The following is a 16173-nucleotide window of genomic DNA, read 5'->3' on the forward strand; positions in this document are numbered from 1 at the left end:
AGCTACCGGCTCACGGCGATCAGCGTCCAGACGATCGCCACCAGCTGGGCAATGTTGATCAGGATCGCGACGACGTGGGTTCTGCGGAACCCCGGGATCGCGTCCATGTAGTTCGACTGGATCTGCGTGCCCAGCGCATCCATCTTCGGAATGACCTTCTTGCGCAGCACGACGGCGATGAGTGCCAGCGCCGCGGCGCCGGCCGCGATGCCCGGGCGGCCCGCGGAGGCGAAGCTCACCGCGGTCGCGCTCGCGGTGATGAAGGCGGCGACGTAGTAGATGTTGAAGAAGCCGCGCACGAAGCGCGCGTCCAGCGGCGTGTCGTGCTTGAGCACCAGCAGCGGGATCGAGCCCATGATGAAGTAGGCCGTCGTGACGAGCAGCGCCACCGTGAAGAACAGGGCGGCAAACATGGCAGCGGGCATGTTGATTCACCTCCGTGCATCGGACCTCCGCGGATCTCGACGGGACTGGACCGGCTACTCCCTTGGAATCTGCGCTTCGATTTCCCTGATTACAGCCTCTTTCTTCCGGTTGTATATCTGGGGATTCGCCGGATCCACCGCGTGGGCGCGGTCCTTGGCTTCCTCGTATTTCCTGCGCAGGTCGGGGCGGCGCCCGAGGATGTCCATGAAGGCCAGCGAATCCTTGTGGACCGGATCGCCGCGATGGCAGATGTGGATGTTGAGGTTGAAGCGCCGCCCTCCGTGCAGCACGCAGGCGCAGACATACGGCTTCTCGTCCCGGTCGACCCAGACCGGCCGGCGGTGGAAGCCGATGCGCTCGAACTGCGCCTGTTCCTCGCGCAGGTTTTCGCGGGCGGTGATGGCTGCCACGTCGATCATCGGCTTGCCGCGCAGGCCGACGATGGCGGTGCTTCCGATGTGCACCAGCTCCACGCCCGGCAGCCGCGCCTGCACATGCTCCCGGACCTTGGCGAAGACTTCGGCATACGCCGGGTCGTACGCGAGGATGTTGCGGTGATCCAGTCCTTCGTCGAATGCCTCGATCTGCATCGTTGTTCGCTCCGGTTGTGTGTGGCGGCCTTCAGCTGGCGAAGCGCCTGCGGTATTCCACGAGGCTCACGCCCAGGCGGCGGCCGAAGGCGCGCCTGAAGCCGTCCACGTTCGCATAGCCCACCGCGTCGGCCAGGCGCTTGGCCGGCAGGTCGGATTCCTCGGCCAGGCGGCGGGCGGCGTCGATCCTCGCATTCTCGACAAACTCCGCCGGCGTGGTGCCGGTTTCGCTGCGGAAGATGCGCGCGAAGTTGCGCTCGCTCATGCCGGCAAGCTGGGCGAGGGCCGGCACCGAGAGGTCGCCCTTCAGGTTCGCGAGCACGTGGTCCTGCACCTCGCGCATGCCGGAGCGCTCCGAGGTCTGCGCCGCCAGGTGGGCGCTGAACTGGCTCTGGCCGCCGGGGCGCTTGAGGAACATCACGAGCTGGCGCGCCACGCTCAGGGCGAGGTCGCGGCCATGGTCTTCCTCCACCATCGCCAGCGCGAGGTCCATGCCGGCGGTGACGCCGGCCGAGGTGAAGAGCTGGCCGTCCCTCACGTAGATCGCGTCCGACTCGACGCTCGCCAGCGGATAGTCCGAGGCGAGCTGGCCGGCGAGCTTCCAGTGGGTCGCCACGCGCTTGCCGTCGAGCAGCCCGGAGGCGGCCAGCACGAAGGCGCCGCTGCACACCGAGCCGTAGCGCCGCACGGTGCGGGCCTGTCGCCTGAGCCAGTCCTGCAGCTGCGTGTCGGCCGCCATGTCCTCGACGCGCGGGCTGCCCGCGACGAGCAGCGTGTCGATGGCGCCGCGATGCTTGGCCACCGTCGAATCGATGCCCAGGCGCAGCCCGCCGCTGCTCTTGAGCATGCCTTCCCCGGTGCCGATCACCTGCACGTGATAGGCGCGCCGGTCGCCGAGCTGCTGCGAAGCCTCGGCGAAGACGTCGGCGGGGCCGGCCACGTCGAGCAGCTGGAAACGGGGAAAGGCGAGGATGGCGATGCGCATGGCAGACAAGGTCCGGGGATTGGCTGAAAACGCCGTGAGTTGGCGGAAATGGCTTCGGGAGTCTGGCGGAAAATACACACTAATGCAAATCCAGCCAAGGACAACAATCATGCAAGACCAGGCTCTGAACCCTTCTTCATCGGTGATTCCTTCCGTCGCGGCAGCCTCCGTGCGCAACCTCCCGGTCAACCTCTTCGCCTCCGTGATGGGCCTTTCCGGACTGGCCCTCGCATGGCGGCTCGCGCACGAGAGCCTGGGCGCGCCGGCCATCGTCGGCGAGGCCGTCGGGGCATTCGCGCTGGGTGTCTTCGTGCTGATCGCATTCGGCTACGCGACGAAGCTCGTGAGGCACCCGCAGGCGGTGCAGGCGGAGTTCCGTCACCCGGTGGCGGGCAACTTCTTCGGCACCATCGCGATCTCCATCCTGCTGCTGTCGGCCGTCATTGCGCCGTACAGCGCGCCTCTTGCGCACCTGGCGTGGACCGTGGGGCTGCTCGCGACCTTCGCGCTAAGCTTCATCGGCCTGTCGAGGCTGCTGAAGGGACAGGTGGACGCCTCGCTCGCCGTGCCGGCCTGGATCATCCCGGGCGTGGCCACGCTCGACATTCCCGTGACCGGCGCGCACATGCCGATGGCATGGGCCGGCGAGGTCAACCTGGCCGCGAGCGCCATCGGCGTGGTGCTGGCGCTCGTGCTCTTCACGATGATCATCGGCCGGCTGGTGCATCGCGACCCGCTCGCTCCTGCCATGGAGCCGTCGCTGATGATCCTGGTGGCGCCCTTCGCGGTGGGCTTTCTGGCCTACACCAACATCGTCGGAGAGGTCGACCGCTTCGCCTCGCTGCTCTTCTACTTCGGCCTCTTCATGTTCGCCGTGGTCGCGCCGAAGGTGTTCCGCCCGGGCGCCAGCTTCGCGCCGAGCTGGTGGGCGATCGGCTTCCCGATGGCCGCGCTCGCCAACGCCGCGCTGAAGTACGCCGGCTCGCGCGCGAGCGAGCCGCTGTGGGTGATCGCCGTGGTGCTGCTGGTCGCGCTGAACCTGGCGCTGGCGGTTCTCACGGTGAAGACCGTGCGGATCGCGCTCAACGGAAAGCTGTTCGCCTGAGCCTCAGGCCAGTGCCCGGCCGGCCGCGTAGAGCCCCAGCCCGAAGACCGCATGCGTGACCAGGCTGTGCAGCCGCGCGACGGCCGGCCGCGGCGTGCGGCTGGCGGCGATGCCGGCGCCCATGGCCGGCTGCATCACAAGGAAGGGCGCGGCCACGCTGCCGATGCCGACGATCATTGCGGGGGCCAGCGTCGGAGAACGCAACCAGCCAGGGCCCCACACGGCCAGCAGCACGGCCGCGAACGCGATGCCGATCGCGTAGTGCGCCGCCCACCCGAGCAGCCGCTCTCCACGAACGGGTGGCGTGGCGCCGATCGGGGTGTGGAAGAAGCGCCCGCGCGGCAGCCAGGCGAGCCAGCGGCCCACCAGCGCGTAGTCGAGCGATGGAACGCCGAAGAGGCGCTTGCGGGCAATGGCCCAGAGGTCCATGAGCGCTGTGGCGCCCGTGCCGACCAGCAGCACATCGGCCAGCAGCTTCGCCGGGTCATGCATCGGCGCGCCCCTTCTTCCCCTTCTCCCCCTTGTTTGGTGCGCGCGCAGCGGCCATCCAGCAGGCCGCGGTCAGGCGGACTTCGTCGCCATGCACATAGGGCTCGAAGGCGGCGCGCACGGTGTCGATGACGCGTGCGCGCGTCTCCTCGTCCGTTTGCAGGAGTGCGATGCCGACGGGTCCGAGCCGGCTCAGGTAGCCGACGAGATCCTTCTCGGGCAGCGTGCAGGGCAGGTCGACGGGCTGGATGTCGATGTCGGCCCAGCCGCTTTCCTCGAGGATGGCGCGCACCCGCTGACGGTCCGCGAAGGCGAACTGGCCCGGCGCGCCTGGAACACGGGGCGGAAGGTGCGGCAGCAGCGGCGCCGCTGCGCGCTCGGCGGTGGTCATGAACGGGTTCTCGGCCGCGCCGCGCCATGCGATGAAGCTCAGCCCGGCATCGCCCTTGGCCGCATGGAGCAGGTTGGCGAAGGCCCGCACGGGGTCGTCGAAGAACATCACGCCCAGGCGCGAGACGATGCCGTCGAAGCTCGCGGGCTCGAAGGCATGCGCCTGCGCGTCGGCGCAGACGAAGCGGGCGGGGATGCCTTCGCGTTCGGCGCGGCTTCGGGCGGCGGCGATCATCGGCTGCGAGATGTCGATGCCGGTGCACTCCGCGCCGGTGCCCGGTGTCTGCGCCATGGCTTGCGTCATGGCCCGCGCGAGGGCCAGCGTGGTGCCGCCGGTGCCGCAGCCGACATCGAGCACGCGGCCCGCGGGAGCTTGTGTTGCCGTTTCCACGAGCAGTTTTTCCAGGGGGCGGAACAGCTGGTCGAGCGTCTGCTGGGCGTCGACCCAGGCGTTGCCGGCCGGGCCGTTCCAGAGCCTGGCCTGTTCGGCGCCGGCCATGTGCATGGTCGGTCGCATGGTTGGTCGCATGGTTTTCTCCATGATCGTTTCCTCTTGCTTGCCTTCACGAGGCGGAAGCCGCACTATGCAAATTCAAGCCGGCTTGAGGTCAAGAGGAGGAAGCACATGGATATCGCCGAAGTGGCAAGACGCTCCGGCCTGCCCGCGTCCACGCTGCGCTATTACGACGAGAAGGGGCTGATCGCCTCCACCGGGCGGCAGGGCCTGCGACGCACGTTCGACGACGGCGTGCTGGAGCGGCTGGCGCTGATCGCGCTGGGCCGCGCCGCGGGCTTCTCGCTCGACGAGATCGCGCGCATGTTCGGCCCCAACGGCCAGCCGCGCATCGACCGGCTGATGCTCAGCGCCAAGGCGGACGAGCTCGACCGCACGATCCGCAACCTCAGCGCGATGCGCGACGGCCTGCGCCATGCGGCCGTCTGCCGCGCGCCCAGCCACATGGAGTGCCCGACATTCCGCCGCATTCTTGGCGCCGCGGCATCGGGTGCCATCGGCGGGCGGAAGGAGAAAAAGAAGAAGGTCCCGACGCCGCCCGGGGGCTAGGCGTTCGCAAGCAGCGAGAGATCGCGCGCGGCCTGCAGCATGAGCTCGCGCGCACGGTCCAGCGACGGGATCGCGTGCCGGTCGATGCGCCGGATGTACGGCGTGGTGAGCACCGCCAGCGCATGCCCGTGCGGGCCGAGGATGGGGCAGGAGATGTCGATCACGCCGAAGTACTGCATGCTCTCGCGCTGCCGGTAGCCGGTGGCACGCACGGCTTCGAGCATGTGCTCCAGCTCGTCGGGCGGGATCTGCACCTCGCCGTCGAGCGCGACGTGCTCGGCCAGCATCTGCCGGCGCCGCTCGTCCGATTCGCAGGCCAGCAGCACCTGGCCCGAGCCGGTGTCGAGCAGGTTCACGCGCGTGCCGGGCCGCACCGTCATGCCGCAGGTGGCGGGGCTGCTGACCTGCGCGACGATCTGCACGTTGCCCCGGTCGTACACGCCGAGGTGGCAAGACTGCTCGGCTTCCTTCACGTAGCGGTCCATCACCGGCAGCGCCTGCGTCACCAGCCGGTGGTTCGGCGGATAGCGGTGCGCCAGGTCGAACATCTTCAGGCTCAGGCTGTAGCGGTCGCCGGCCAGCGAGCGCAGCACGTACTGGCGGGCAACCAGCCTTTCGAGCATGCGGTAGATCTCGCTCGGGCCGCGGTCGAGCGCCTTCACGATCTCGCCGCGCGTCAGGCCCTCGGGCTGGTCGGCGAGCAGTTCGAGGATGTCCAGGCCCTTGTCCAGCGCGGGCGCGCGGTAGCGATCCTGAGGCTCCTGGTCTTCGGCGGGTTTGCCGAGGATGTCGGGTTGAATCGATTTGTTCACCAATGAATTTCAACAGCAAGACCTGCGGTTTGCAAGTTTCGTTTTACGGGAAAGCACCCATGAAGCGAGCTTGACGCTGAAAGTTCGTATGTAAATACTCTGTTCACGAATGGACTAGAGAGGCAAGGCGTTCGGCGGTTCCCCAACTGCCCGCGACCCGAAATGATCCAGCGCATCGACTCGCATCAGCACTTCTGGCAGCCCGCGCGCGGCGACTACACGTGGTTGCGCGCCGACGAGCCCGCGCTGGCGCCTCTTTTGCGCGACTTCATGCCCGAAGACCTGCAGCCGCTGCTGCGTGCCCACGGCGTTGGCCGGACCGTGCTGGTGCAGGCAGCCGAGTCCAGGGCCGAGACCGACTTCATGCTCGGCCTCGCCGATGCCCATGCCGAGATCGGCGGCGTGGTCGGCTGGGTCGACCTGAGCCGGCCGGGCGCCGCCGCGTCGCTGGAGCGGATGGCGCGGCATCCGAAATTCAAGGGCGTGCGGCCGATGCTGCAGGACCTGCCCGACGACGACTGGATCGCGCGACGCCCGCGCCCCGATGCGCTGCGCGCCCTGCAGAAGCTGGGCCTGCGCTTCGACGCGCTGGTGAAGCCGCGGCACCTTGCGCCGCTGCTGCAGTTCCTGAAGCAGTGGCCGCAGTTGCCGGTGGTGATCGACCACGGCGCCAAGCCGCCCGTGGGCGAGCCCGGCAGCGACGAGTTCGCCCGCTGGCGCGAGGGCATCGCGGCCGTGGCGGCACTGCCGCAGGTGTGCTGCAAGTTCTCGGGGCTGTGGACCGAGGCGCCGTCCTCGATGCAGCGCGACGCGGATGTCCTCACCCACGCGGTGCGCCCCGTGTGGGAGCACCTGCTCGAAGTGTTCGGCCCCGCGCGGCTGATGTGGGGCAGCGACTGGCCGGTGCTCACGCTGGCCGGCGACTACCCGGGCTGGATCGCCGTGAGCGAGGCCTGCATCGGCAGTCTTTCCCCGCACGAGCAGGCCGACGTGTGGCACGGCACCGCCCGGCGCTTCTACGGCCTGGAGCCGCATCGGGAAGTCTCATGACGCAACCCATCGTCACCATCCGCGACCTGAGCAAGTCCTTCGCCGGCGTGCGTGCGCTCGACAGGGCGCAGTTCGAGCTGCTCCCAGGCGAGGTGCACGCGCTCATGGGCGAGAACGGCGCGGGCAAGTCCACGCTGATGAAGGTGCTGGCGGGCGTCTACCGCAAGGACTCCGGCGAGGTGCTGCTCGACGGGCAGCCGGTGGACATCGAGAGCCCGCGGGCCGCGCAGGCGCTGGGCATCGGAATCATCCATCAGGAGCTCAACCTGATGAACCACCTGAGCGCCGCGCAGAACATTTTCATCGGCCGCGAGCCGCGCGGGCGCTTCGGCCTCTTCATCGACGAGGAGGCCATGTGCTGCGAGGCGCAGCGCATCTTCGAGCGCATGAACCTGAAGCTGGACCCGCGCACGCCGGTGGGCGAGCTCACGGTGGCCAGGCAGCAGATGGTGGAGATCGCCAAGGCGCTGTCGTTCGACTCGCGCGTGCTCATCATGGACGAGCCCACCGCCGCGCTGAACAACGAGGAGGTTGCGGACCTGTTCCGCATCATCGCCCGCCTGCGCTCGCGCGGCGTGGCCATCGTCTACATCTCGCACAAGATGGACGAGCTCAAGCGCATCGCCGACCGCGTGACCGTGATGCGCGACGGCCAGTACATCGCCACCGTGCCGATGGCGACCACGCCGATGGACACGCTCATCGCCATGATGGTGGGCCGCCAGCTCGCCGAGACGGAGCACGAGATGCCCGACACCTCCGGCAACGAGGTCGTGCTGGAGGCCAGGGGCATCTGCCGGGGCTCGATGGTGCGCGACGCGAGCTTCGTGCTGCGCCGCGGCGAGATCCTCGGCTTCGCGGGGCTGATGGGCGCGGGCCGCACCGAGCTGGCGCGAGCCGTGTTCGGCGCCGACCGCATCGATGCGGGCGAGGTCTTCGTGCACGGAAAGAAGGTGTCGATCCGCTCGCCCGAGGACGCGGTGGCCCACGGCATCGGCTACCTGTCGGAAGACCGCAAGCACTTCGGCCTGGCCACCGGCATGGACGTGGAGACCAACATCGCGCTCGCGAGCATGAAGAGCTTCCTGTCGATGGGCTTCTTCATCGACCAGGCGGCCGTGGAGTCGGCCGGCGAACGCTATGTGCGGCAGCTGGGCATCAAGACGCCCTCGGTGCGCCAGCAGGTGCGGCTGCTGTCGGGCGGCAACCAGCAGAAGATCGTCATCGCCAAGTGGCTGCTGCGCGACTGCGACGTGCTCTTCTTCGACGAGCCCACGCGCGGCATCGACGTGGGCGCCAAGGCCGAGATATACCGCCTGCTCAACGAGCTGGCCGCACAGGGCAAGGCCATCGTCATCATTTCCTCGGAGCTGCCCGAGGTATTGCGCATGAGCCACCGCGTGCTCGTGATGTGCGAAGGCCGCATCACCGGCGAGCTTGCCGCGCGCGAGGCCTCGCAGGAAAAGATCATGCAGCTCGCCACCCGACGCGAAGCTGCGGCCACCGCCCCCTGACCACGACTGGAGACTCCCCTTGACGACCCCGACCGTGACCACCGCCACCGCACCGGGCTTCTCGCCGAAGACGCTGAAGGACAGGCTCTTCCGGCCCGCCACGCGGCAGAAGCTGCTGGCCTTCGCCAGCCTCGTCGCGCTGATGGTGTTCTTCAGCTTCGCCTCGCCGCAGTTCCTGCAGGCCGACAACCTCGTCGGCATCCTGCAGTCGACCGCGGTGAACGGCGTGCTCGCCATCGCCTGCACCTTCGTCATCATCACCTCGGGCATCGACCTGTCGGTGGGCACGCTGATGACCTTCTGCGCCGTCATGACGGGCGTGGTGCTCACCTACATGGGCATGCCGCTGTGGCTGGGCATCTGCGCGGCGATCTTCTTCGGGGCATTGAGTGGCTTCGTCTCGGGCCTGCTGATCGCCAAGCTGAAGATCCCGCCCTTCATCGCGACGCTGGGCATGATGATGCTGCTCAAGGGGCTGTCGCTGGTGATCTCGGGCACCAAGCCGATCTACTTCAACGACACGCCGGGCTTCACCGCCATCTCGCAGGACTCGCTGATCGGCGACATCGTGCCCTCGCTGCCCATTCCCAATGCCGTGCTCATCCTGTTCCTGGTGGCGGTGGCCGCGAGCATCGTGCTCAACCGGACCATCCTCGGGCGCTACACCTTCGCGCTCGGAAGCAACGAGGAGGCGGTGCGCCTGTCGGGCGTGAACACCGACTTCTGGAAGATCGTGGTCTACACGGTGAGCGGCGGCATCTGCGGCATCGCGGGGCTGCTGATCGCCTCGCGCCTGAACTCGGCGCAGCCCGCGCTGGGGCAGGGCTACGAGCTCGACGCCATCGCGGCTGTGGTCATCGGCGGCACCTCGCTCAGCGGCGGCACCGGCACCATCGTGGGCACCATCATCGGCGCCTTCATCATGAGCGTGCTCACCAACGGCCTGCGCATTCTCTCGGTCGCGCAGGAATGGCAGACGGTGGTCACGGGCGTGATCATCATCCTGGCCGTGTACGCCGACATCCTGCGCCGCCGCAGCGGCAGCAAGGCGCGCTGAACTTCTTGTGTTCCCGATCCCGTTCGTTCCTCACAACCACAGGAGACTTCGCATGATCCAGAGAAGAGCAGTCGTCGCGTGCACGCTGGGCGCGGCCCTCATCGGCTTGTCAGGCCTCGCGCAGGCGCAGCAGGCGCAGGAGATCTACATCCCGCTCGTGTCCAAGGGCTTCCAGCACCAGTTCTGGCAGGCCGTGAAATCGGGCGCCGAGCAGGCCGGCAAGGACCTGAAGGTCAAGGTCAGCTTCGAGGGCCCCGAGACCGAGGCCATGGTCGACAAGCAGATCGACATGCTCTCGGCCGCGCTCGCCAAGAAGCCGCAGGCCATCGGTTTCGCCGCGCTCGACAGCCAGGCCGCGATTCCGCTGCTGAAGAAGGCGCAGGCCGCGAAGATCCCGGTGGTGGCCTTCGACTCGGGCGTGGACAGCGACATCCCGGTGACCACGACCACCACCGACAACAAGGCCGCCGCCGCGCTGGCCGCCGACAAGATGGCAGAGCTCATCGGCAAGAGCGGCGAGGTCGCGCTGGTGGTGCACGACCAGACCAGCCGCACCGGCGTCGACCGGCGCGACGGCTTCGTCAATCGCATGAAGTCGGCCTACCCGAACATCAAGATCGTGAGCGTGCAGTACGGCGGCGGCGACCAGTTGAAGTCGACCGAGATCACCAAGTCGATATTGCAGGCCTCGCCCAACCTCAAGGGCATCTTCGGCGCCAACGAGGGCTCGGCCATCGGCGTGGTCAACGGCGTGAAGGAGATGAAGCGCACCGGCAAGGTCGTGATCATCGGCTACGACTCGGGCAAGCAGCAGAAGAACGCGATCATGGACGGCAGCATGGCCGGTGCCATCACGCAGAACCCGGTGGGCATGGGCTACAAGACCGTCGAGATGGCGGTGAAGGCCGTCAAGGGCGAGAAGCTGCCGAAGATCGTCGACACCGGATTCTTCTGGTACGACAAGACCAACATCGCCGATCCGAAGATCGCCGCGGTGCTGTACGACTGATACGGCGAAGAACACCCATGACCATCGTCCGCTCCATGCGCGTGCTCGACGTGCGCTTTCCCACCTCGCAGCATCTGGACGGCTCCGATGCGATGAACCCCGATCCGGACTACTCGGCGGCGTACGTCGTTCTCGAGACCGACCGGCCGGGGCTGGAAGGCCACGGCCTCACGTTCACCATCGGCCGCGGCAACGAGATCTGCTGCGCGGCCATCGAGGCGATGCGCCACCTGGTCGTGGGGCTCGACCTGGCATGGGTGACAGAGGACATGGGGCGCTTCTGGCGGCATGTGACTTCCGACAGCCAGCTGCGCTGGATCGGCCCCGACAAGGGGGCGATCCATCTCGCGACCGGCGCGGTGGTCAACGCGATGTGGGACCTGTGGGCCAAGTCCGAAGGCAAGCCCGTGTGGCAGCTCGTGGCCGACATGACGCCCGAGGAGCTGGTGCGCTGCATCGACTTCCGCTACATCACCGACTGCATCGCGCCCGACGAGGCGCTGGCGCTGTTGCGCGAAGCATCACGGGGCAAGGACGAGCGCATCGCCACGCTGAAGGCCGAGGGCTACCCCTGCTACACCACCTCGGCCGGCTGGCTCGGCTACTCCGACGACAAGCTGCGGCGCCTCGCGCAGGAGGCGATCGACGCGGGCTTCAGCCACATCAAGCTCAAGGTGGGGCGCGACCTGCAGGACGACATCCGTCGCCTGACCGTGGCGCGCGATGTGCTCGGGCCCGACCGGCACCTGATGATCGACGCCAACCAGGTGTGGGAGGTGGGCCAGGCCATCGACTGGGTACGGCAGCTTGCCTTTGCCAAGCCCTGGTTCATCGAGGAGCCCACCAGCCCGGACGACGTGGAAGGCCACCGCAAGATCCGCGAGGGCGTCGCGCCGGTGAAGGTGGCTACCGGCGAGATGTGCCAGAACCGCATCATGTTCAAGCAGTTCATCATGCGCGGTGGCATCGACGTGGTGCAGATCGACGCCTGCCGGCTCGGCGGCGTGAACGAGATCCTGGCGGTGATGCTGATGGCAGCGAAGTACAAACTTCCCGTGTGCCCTCATGCGGGCGGCGTGGGGCTGTGCGAGTACGTGCAGCACCTGTCGATGATCGACTACCTGTGCATCTCCGGCACGCGCGAGGGGCGTGTGGCGGAATATGTCGATCACCTGCACGAGCATTTCGTGGAGCCCTGCGAGGTTCGCAACGCGGCCTACATGCCGCCGAAGGGGCCGGGCTTCTCGATCACGATGAAGCCGCAGTCGCTGGAGCAGTACCGCTTTCGCGGATAAGTGGACAAGGAAAGGCATCGCACACCATGGACCTGCATCTGAAAGACAAGGTGGTGATCGTCACCGGAGGCGGCAGCGGCATCGGCGCGGCCATTTCGATGACGCTGGCGCAGGAAGGCGCGGTGCCGGTGATCTTCGGCAAGAACCCGCTCGATGCGTCCTTTGAAGAAGCGTTGCGCGGGCTGCAGCCGTGCGCGCGCTTCTTCCAGCTCGAACTGATGGAAGAGGCCGCATGCGTCAAGGCGATTGCGCAGACCGCCGCCGAATTCGGGCGCATCGACGGGCTGGTCAACAACGCGGGCGTAAACGACAGCGTGGGGCTCGAGGCGGGGCGCGATGCCTTCGTCTCCTCGCTCGAACGCAACCTGATCCACTGCTACGTGATGGCGCACCACTGCCTGCCGCACCTGAAGGCAAGCAAGGGCGCCATCGTCAACATCTCGTCGAAGACTGCTGTGACGGGGCAGGGCAACACCAGCGGCTACACGGCGGCCAAGGGCGCGCAACTTTCGCTCACGCGCGAATGGGCCGCTTCATTGCTGGAAGACGGCGTGCGCGTGAACGCGGTGATTCCGGCCGAGGTGATGACGCCGCTGTACCAGCGCTGGATTTCCGCCTTCGACGAGCCCGACCGCAAGCTCGCCGACATCACCGACAAGATCCCGCTGGGCCGGCGCATGACGACGCCCGAAGAGATCGCCGACAGCGTCGTGTTCCTGCTGTCGGAGCGCGCCTCGCATACGACGGGTCAATGGGTGTTCGTGGATGGCGGATACACGCATCTGGACCGCGCACTGACCTGATCGCCAATCGGCTTCGACTGGAGTTTTGCATGCGCCATTTCCTGGCCCTGGATTTGAAGGACGACCCGGCACTGATCGCCGAATACGAGGCTTATCACCGCGATATCTGGCCCGAGGTGCGCGCGCATCTCCAGGCGCATGGCGTGACGGCCATGGAAATCCACCGTCTCGGCACTCGGATGGTGATGTTGATGGAGACCGACGATGCGTGCTACGACGCCGATGCGATGGCGCTTGCCGTGCGCGACGACCCGAAGATCAGGCAATGGGAAGAGCTGATGTGGAAGTTCCAGGCGCCCACGCCATGGACGCCGGAAGGGGAGAAGTGGACCCCGATGACGCGGATCTTTTGTTTGTAATCAAAAGATTCAAATTTGATCGGAAATCGATATTTCCACGGCATGTTTACATTTGCTGGGCAAAATGCCGGCATGCCAAATATCGCATCCATTCTTAAATCAGAGATTTCGCGCGTGGCCCGCAAGGAAGTTCGCGCGGAAATGGAAAACCTCAAGAAGGCATCCGTCCACCATCGCGCGGCCATCGCGGCATTGCGCCGCCAGGTGATGTCGCTGGAGAAAGAGCTGCGCAACGTCGCGAAGGGCGCGGGCCGCAGCGCACGCGCGAGCGAGCCGGACGAGGCTGGCGAGGACGGGCCGAAGCGCCGGTTCAGCGCCGGGCGGTTGGCTACCCACCGCGCGAAGCTGGGTATTTCCGCCGCTTCCTATGGAAAGCTCGTCGGCGTATCGGGCCAGACGATTTATCACTGGGAACAAGGCAAGGCGCGCCCCAGGGCCGCTCAGCTCCAGAGCCTGGCCTCCGTGCGCGGACTGGGCAAGCAGCAGGTGGCCGAGCGGCTGGGAGAGGGCGCGTAGCCCTTCTCGTTTTTTCTTCCAGCGTCAGTCAGTGGTCGTGGTGCAGGTAGCTCGCCTGCCTCGGCAGCCTCAGGCTCACGAGGAAGGCGACGACCATCATCGCGCTCACGTACCAGAAGAAGACCGACTCGTGTCCCAGTGACTTGAGCCCCAGCGCCACGTATTCCGCCGAGCCGCCGAAGATCGCGTTCGCGACCGCGTAGGCCAGCCCCACGCCGAGCGCACGCACTTCGGGCGGGAACATCTCCGCCTTCACGATGCCGCTGATCGAGGTGTAGAAGCTCACGATGGCCAGCGCCGCGATGATGAGCACGAAGGCCAGCACCGGGCTCGTCGTGTGCTGCAGGGCCGTCAATATGGGTACCGTCGTCAGCGCGCCGAGGCCACCGAACAGCAGCATGTTGTTGCGCCGCCCGATGCGGTCGGAGAGCGCGCCGAACACCGGCTGCATGCACATGTAGACGAACAGTGCCCCCGTCATCACGTAGCTCGCCGTCTTGATCGGCAGGTGCACCGTGTTCACCAGGTACTTCTGCATGTAGGTGGTGAAGGTGTAGAAGATCAGCGAGCCGCCGGCGGTGTAGCCCAGCACCGTGAGGAAGGCCGGCGTGTGGTGCCTGAAGAGGCCGGCGATGCTGCCGGCCTCCTTGTTCTTCTTCGCCTCGTCGGTCTGCGTTTCATGCAGCGTGCGGCGCAGCAGCAGCGCGACCACCGCCGCGATGGCGCCGATCACGAAGGGAATGCGCCAGCCCCACGCCTTGAGTTCGGCCTCGGTCAGCAACTGCTCGAGCACCACGATGACCAGCACTGCAAGCAGTTGGCCGCCGATCAGCGTGACGTACTGGAACGACGAGAAGAAGCCGCGCTGTCCGCGCAGCGCCACCTCGCTCATGTAGGTGGCCGTGGTGCCGTACTCGCCGCCCACCGACAGCCCCTGGAACAGCCGGCAGACCAGCAGCAGGAAGGGCGCCCATGCGCCGATCTGCGCATAGGTCGGCAGGCAGGCGATGACGAGCGAGCCGCCGCACATCATCGTCACCGAGATCAGCATCGAGGTCTTGCGCCCAAGCCGGTCGGCCAGCCGACCGAAGAGCCAGCCGCCGATGGGCCGCATCAGGAAGCCGGCAGCGAACACGCCGGCGGTGTTCAGCAGCTGCGCGGTGGGATCGGACTTGGGGAAGAAGGCCGGCGCGAAGTACAGCGCCGAGAAGGCGTACACGTAGAAGTCGAACCACTCGACCAGATTGCCGGACGAGGCCGCCATGATCGCGAAGACGCGGTGGCGCTTTTCTTCGGCCGTGTAGTGGGGGAGGGATGAAGCAGAGGCCGCTGGGCCTCCCGGAGTAGGCGTGACTGCGCTCATGATGCCTTCTGTGCCGTGCGGCAGATGTTGTTGTTTCCAAAACATTCTGCGCCGGCAAGAGGCTGCCGCGTGTCGGCGGATGCCGCATCGGCCTACCCCCGGAATGGCCTTCCGGGGGTTGCTGTGCAGGTCAGAAAGTGCCTGGCAGCAGGATGCTCGAATCGACGTCGTCGATGTTCGTGCGGCCGCAGAAGGCCATGGTGATGTCGAGCTCCTTCTGGATGATCTGCAGCGCGCGCGTCACGCCTTCCTGCCCGAAGGCGCCCAGGCCGTAGAGGAAGCTGCGGCCGATGAGCGTGCCGCGTGCGCCCAGCGCGCGGGCCTTGAGCACGTCCTGGCCGCTGCGGATGCCGCCGTCCATCCACACCTCGATCTCGTTGCCCACCGCGTCGACGATGGCCGGCAGCGCCGCGATGGAAGAGGGCGCGCCGTCGAGCTGGCGCCCGCCGTGGTTCGACACGATGAGCGCGTCGGCGCCGCTGGAGGCCGCCAGGCGCGCGTCTTCCACGTCCATGATGCCCTTGAGGATCAGCTTGCCGCCCCAGAGCTTCTTGATCCACTCCACGTCGGCCCAGCTCAGTGCGGGGTCGAACTGCTCGGCGGTCCACGACGACAGCGACGACAGGTCCTTCACGCCCTTGGCGTGGCCCGCGATGTTGCCGAAGGTGCGGCGCTTCGTGCCCAGCATGCCCATGCACCAGCGCGGCTTGGTGGCCAGGTTGATCAGGTTCTTGATGGTCGGCTTGGGCGGCGCGGTGAGGCCGTTCTTGATGTCCTTGTGGCGCTGGCCGAGGATCTGCAGGTCCAGCGTGAGTTGCAGCGCGGTCACGTTGGCGGCCTTGGCGCGTTCGATCAGGCGCTCGATGAAGTCGCGGTCCTTCATCACGTACAGCTGGAACCAGAAGGGATGGCGGCCGGTGTTCTCGGCGATGTCTTCCAGCGAGCAGATGCTCATGGTCGACAGCGTGAACGGAATGCCGAAGGCCTTGGCCGCGCGCGCGCCGAGGATCTCGCCGTCGGCGTGCTGCATGCCGGTGAGGCCGGTGGGCGCGATGGCCACGGGCATCGCGGTTTCCTGGCCGACCATGGTGGTGCGCAGCGAGCGGCCCTCCATGTTCACGGCCACGCGCTGGCGCAGCTTGATCTTCTGGAAGTCGCTCTCGTTGGCGCGGTAGGTGCCCTCGGTCCACGCGCCGGAGTCGGCGTAGTCGTAGAACATCTTCGGCACGCGCCGCTTGGCGATCACCCGCAGGTCGTCGATGTTGGTGATCTTGGAAAGGTCGGACACGGGCTGTCTCCTGGCAGGTTCTTGTGGTGGATCGGCGGAAGCTAACCGGCCATTATCTG

The 16173-nt window shown here is 67.1% G+C and carries 18 protein-coding genes; 10 read left to right on the forward strand and 8 right to left on the reverse strand.

Annotated elements, in window-relative coordinates; genetic code table 11:
• Nucleotides 1–2: 2 nt before the first annotated feature.
• Genes SFB74_RS08155 through SFB74_RS08165 form a run of 3 tightly spaced genes read right to left on the reverse strand, consistent with a single transcriptional unit; the run spans nucleotide 3 to nucleotide 2001 of the window.
• Nucleotides 3–425: a hypothetical protein gene (locus SFB74_RS08155; RefSeq protein WP_432730279.1), complete on the reverse strand. Its 423-nt coding sequence runs from the start codon at nucleotides 423–425 to the stop codon at nucleotides 3–5.
• Between the two features lie 54 nt (nucleotides 426–479).
• On the reverse strand, nucleotides 480–1016 hold the full coding sequence (locus tag SFB74_RS08160) for a GrpB family protein (protein WP_432730280.1): 537 nt from the start codon (nucleotides 1014–1016) through the stop codon (nucleotides 480–482).
• A 31-nt stretch (nucleotides 1017–1047) separates the two neighbouring features.
• Nucleotides 1048–2001: a GlxA family transcriptional regulator gene (locus tag SFB74_RS08165; RefSeq protein ID WP_432730281.1), complete on the reverse strand. Its 954-nt coding sequence runs from the start codon at nucleotides 1999–2001 to the stop codon at nucleotides 1048–1050.
• A gap of 109 nt (nucleotides 2002–2110) precedes the next feature.
• Here SFB74_RS08165 and SFB74_RS08170 point away from each other — a divergent pair, with 109 nt between their 5' ends.
• A complete protein-coding gene (locus SFB74_RS08170; protein WP_432730283.1) occupies nucleotides 2111–3106 on the forward strand; it encodes an SLAC1 anion channel family protein in 996 nt (331 codons plus the stop codon).
• A gap of 3 nt (nucleotides 3107–3109) precedes the next feature.
• Here the strand turns inward: SFB74_RS08170 and SFB74_RS08175 are convergent, their stop codons facing one another.
• Both SFB74_RS08175 and SFB74_RS08180 read right to left on the reverse strand, forming a co-directional pair.
• On the reverse strand, nucleotides 3110–3598 hold the full coding sequence (locus SFB74_RS08175) for a DUF2938 domain-containing protein (RefSeq protein ID WP_432730284.1): 489 nt from the start codon (nucleotides 3596–3598) through the stop codon (nucleotides 3110–3112).
• Nucleotides 3591–4514, reverse strand: a complete 924-nt coding sequence (locus SFB74_RS08180) for a class I SAM-dependent methyltransferase (RefSeq protein ID WP_432730285.1) — start codon at nucleotides 4512–4514, stop codon at nucleotides 3591–3593. Before SFB74_RS08180 ends, SFB74_RS08175 begins: the two co-directional genes overlap by 8 nt.
• Nucleotides 4515–4610: 96 nt before the next feature.
• On the opposite strand from SFB74_RS08180, the gene SFB74_RS08185 reads away from it, so the two are divergent.
• Nucleotides 4611–5048, forward strand: a complete 438-nt coding sequence (locus SFB74_RS08185; protein WP_432730286.1) for a helix-turn-helix domain-containing protein — start codon at nucleotides 4611–4613, stop codon at nucleotides 5046–5048.
• Here SFB74_RS08185 and SFB74_RS08190 read toward each other — a convergent pair.
• Nucleotides 5045–5860, reverse strand: coding sequence for an IclR family transcriptional regulator (locus tag SFB74_RS08190; protein ID WP_432730287.1), 816 nt, complete (start codon nucleotides 5858–5860; stop codon nucleotides 5045–5047). The two genes, SFB74_RS08185 and SFB74_RS08190, sit on opposite strands and share 4 nt — an antisense overlap.
• Nucleotides 5861–6022: 162 nt before the next feature.
• Between SFB74_RS08190 and SFB74_RS08195 the strand changes: the two genes are divergently transcribed.
• The 8 genes from SFB74_RS08195 to SFB74_RS08230 all read left to right on the forward strand — a co-directional run bounded on the left by SFB74_RS08195 (nucleotide 6023) and on the right by SFB74_RS08230 (nucleotide 13463).
• Nucleotides 6023–6910 (forward strand): amidohydrolase family protein, encoded by an 888-nt coding sequence (locus tag SFB74_RS08195; protein WP_432730288.1) that lies wholly within the window; start codon nucleotides 6023–6025, stop codon nucleotides 6908–6910.
• Nucleotides 6907–8424 carry a sugar ABC transporter ATP-binding protein gene (locus tag SFB74_RS08200; protein ID WP_432730289.1) on the forward strand — a complete coding sequence of 506 codons (1518 nt, stop codon included), beginning with the start codon at nucleotides 6907–6909 and terminating at the stop codon, nucleotides 8422–8424. Before SFB74_RS08195 ends, SFB74_RS08200 begins: the two co-directional genes overlap by 4 nt.
• Before the next feature lie 19 nt (nucleotides 8425–8443).
• A complete protein-coding gene (locus SFB74_RS08205; RefSeq protein WP_432730290.1) occupies nucleotides 8444–9481 on the forward strand; it encodes an ABC transporter permease in 1038 nt (345 codons plus the stop codon).
• A gap of 52 nt (nucleotides 9482–9533) precedes the next feature.
• On the forward strand, nucleotides 9534–10490 hold the full coding sequence (locus SFB74_RS08210; protein WP_432730291.1) for an ABC transporter substrate-binding protein: 957 nt from the start codon (nucleotides 9534–9536) through the stop codon (nucleotides 10488–10490).
• A gap of 17 nt (nucleotides 10491–10507) precedes the next feature.
• The gene (locus SFB74_RS08215) at nucleotides 10508–11785 is read left to right on the forward strand and encodes an L-fuconate dehydratase (RefSeq protein ID WP_432730292.1); all 1278 of its coding nucleotides are present in this window, start codon (nucleotides 10508–10510) and stop codon (nucleotides 11783–11785) included.
• 26 nt (nucleotides 11786–11811) lie between these two features.
• Nucleotides 11812–12588, forward strand: coding sequence for an SDR family oxidoreductase (locus SFB74_RS08220; RefSeq protein ID WP_432730293.1), 777 nt, complete (start codon nucleotides 11812–11814; stop codon nucleotides 12586–12588).
• Between the two features lie 29 nt (nucleotides 12589–12617).
• A complete protein-coding gene (locus SFB74_RS08225; RefSeq protein ID WP_432730294.1) occupies nucleotides 12618–12947 on the forward strand; it encodes an L-rhamnose mutarotase in 330 nt (109 codons plus the stop codon).
• 72 nt (nucleotides 12948–13019) lie between these two features.
• Nucleotides 13020–13463, forward strand: coding sequence for a helix-turn-helix domain-containing protein (locus SFB74_RS08230; protein ID WP_432730295.1), 444 nt, complete (start codon nucleotides 13020–13022; stop codon nucleotides 13461–13463).
• A gap of 28 nt (nucleotides 13464–13491) precedes the next feature.
• Here SFB74_RS08230 and SFB74_RS08235 read toward each other — a convergent pair whose 3' ends face one another.
• Nucleotides 13492–14826 (reverse strand): MFS family transporter, encoded by a 1335-nt coding sequence (locus SFB74_RS08235; RefSeq protein WP_432730296.1) that lies wholly within the window; start codon nucleotides 14824–14826, stop codon nucleotides 13492–13494.
• 130 nt (nucleotides 14827–14956) lie between these two features.
• The gene (locus tag SFB74_RS08240; RefSeq protein WP_432730297.1) at nucleotides 14957–16114 is read right to left on the reverse strand and encodes an alpha-hydroxy acid oxidase; all 1158 of its coding nucleotides are present in this window, start codon (nucleotides 16112–16114) and stop codon (nucleotides 14957–14959) included.
• Between the last annotated feature and the right edge of the window lie 59 nt (nucleotides 16115–16173).

The organism is Variovorax xiamenensis, from assembly GCF_050916385.1.
Taxonomy (GTDB): Bacteria; Pseudomonadota; Gammaproteobacteria; order Burkholderiales; family Burkholderiaceae_C; genus Variovorax.

Excerpts from the sequence above, each read along its gene's own strand:
- SFB74_RS08155 (WP_432730279.1), bottom strand. The coding sequence starts at position 425 with ATGCCCGCTGCCATGTTTGCCGCCCTGTTCTTCACGGTGGCGCTGCTC.
- SFB74_RS08160 (WP_432730280.1), bottom strand. The coding sequence starts at position 1,016 with ATGCAGATCGAGGCATTCGACGAAGGACTGGATCACCGCAACATCCTC.
- SFB74_RS08165 (WP_432730281.1), bottom strand. The coding sequence starts at position 2,001 with ATGCGCATCGCCATCCTCGCCTTTCCCCGTTTCCAGCTGCTCGACGTG.
- SFB74_RS08170 (WP_432730283.1), top strand. The coding sequence starts at position 2,111 with ATGCAAGACCAGGCTCTGAACCCTTCTTCATCGGTGATTCCTTCCGTC.
- SFB74_RS08175 (WP_432730284.1), bottom strand. The coding sequence starts at position 3,598 with ATGCATGACCCGGCGAAGCTGCTGGCCGATGTGCTGCTGGTCGGCACG.
- SFB74_RS08180 (WP_432730285.1), bottom strand. The coding sequence starts at position 4,514 with ATGCGACCAACCATGCGACCGACCATGCACATGGCCGGCGCCGAACAG.
- SFB74_RS08185 (WP_432730286.1), top strand. The coding sequence starts at position 4,611 with ATGGATATCGCCGAAGTGGCAAGACGCTCCGGCCTGCCCGCGTCCACG.
- SFB74_RS08195 (WP_432730288.1), top strand. The coding sequence starts at position 6,023 with ATGATCCAGCGCATCGACTCGCATCAGCACTTCTGGCAGCCCGCGCGC.
- SFB74_RS08200 (WP_432730289.1), top strand. The coding sequence starts at position 6,907 with ATGACGCAACCCATCGTCACCATCCGCGACCTGAGCAAGTCCTTCGCC.
- SFB74_RS08210 (WP_432730291.1), top strand. The coding sequence starts at position 9,534 with ATGATCCAGAGAAGAGCAGTCGTCGCGTGCACGCTGGGCGCGGCCCTC.
- SFB74_RS08215 (WP_432730292.1), top strand. The coding sequence starts at position 10,508 with ATGACCATCGTCCGCTCCATGCGCGTGCTCGACGTGCGCTTTCCCACC.
- SFB74_RS08220 (WP_432730293.1), top strand. The coding sequence starts at position 11,812 with ATGGACCTGCATCTGAAAGACAAGGTGGTGATCGTCACCGGAGGCGGC.
- SFB74_RS08225 (WP_432730294.1), top strand. The coding sequence starts at position 12,618 with ATGCGCCATTTCCTGGCCCTGGATTTGAAGGACGACCCGGCACTGATC.
- SFB74_RS08230 (WP_432730295.1), top strand. The coding sequence starts at position 13,020 with ATGCCAAATATCGCATCCATTCTTAAATCAGAGATTTCGCGCGTGGCC.
- SFB74_RS08235 (WP_432730296.1), bottom strand. The coding sequence starts at position 14,826 with ATGAGCGCAGTCACGCCTACTCCGGGAGGCCCAGCGGCCTCTGCTTCA.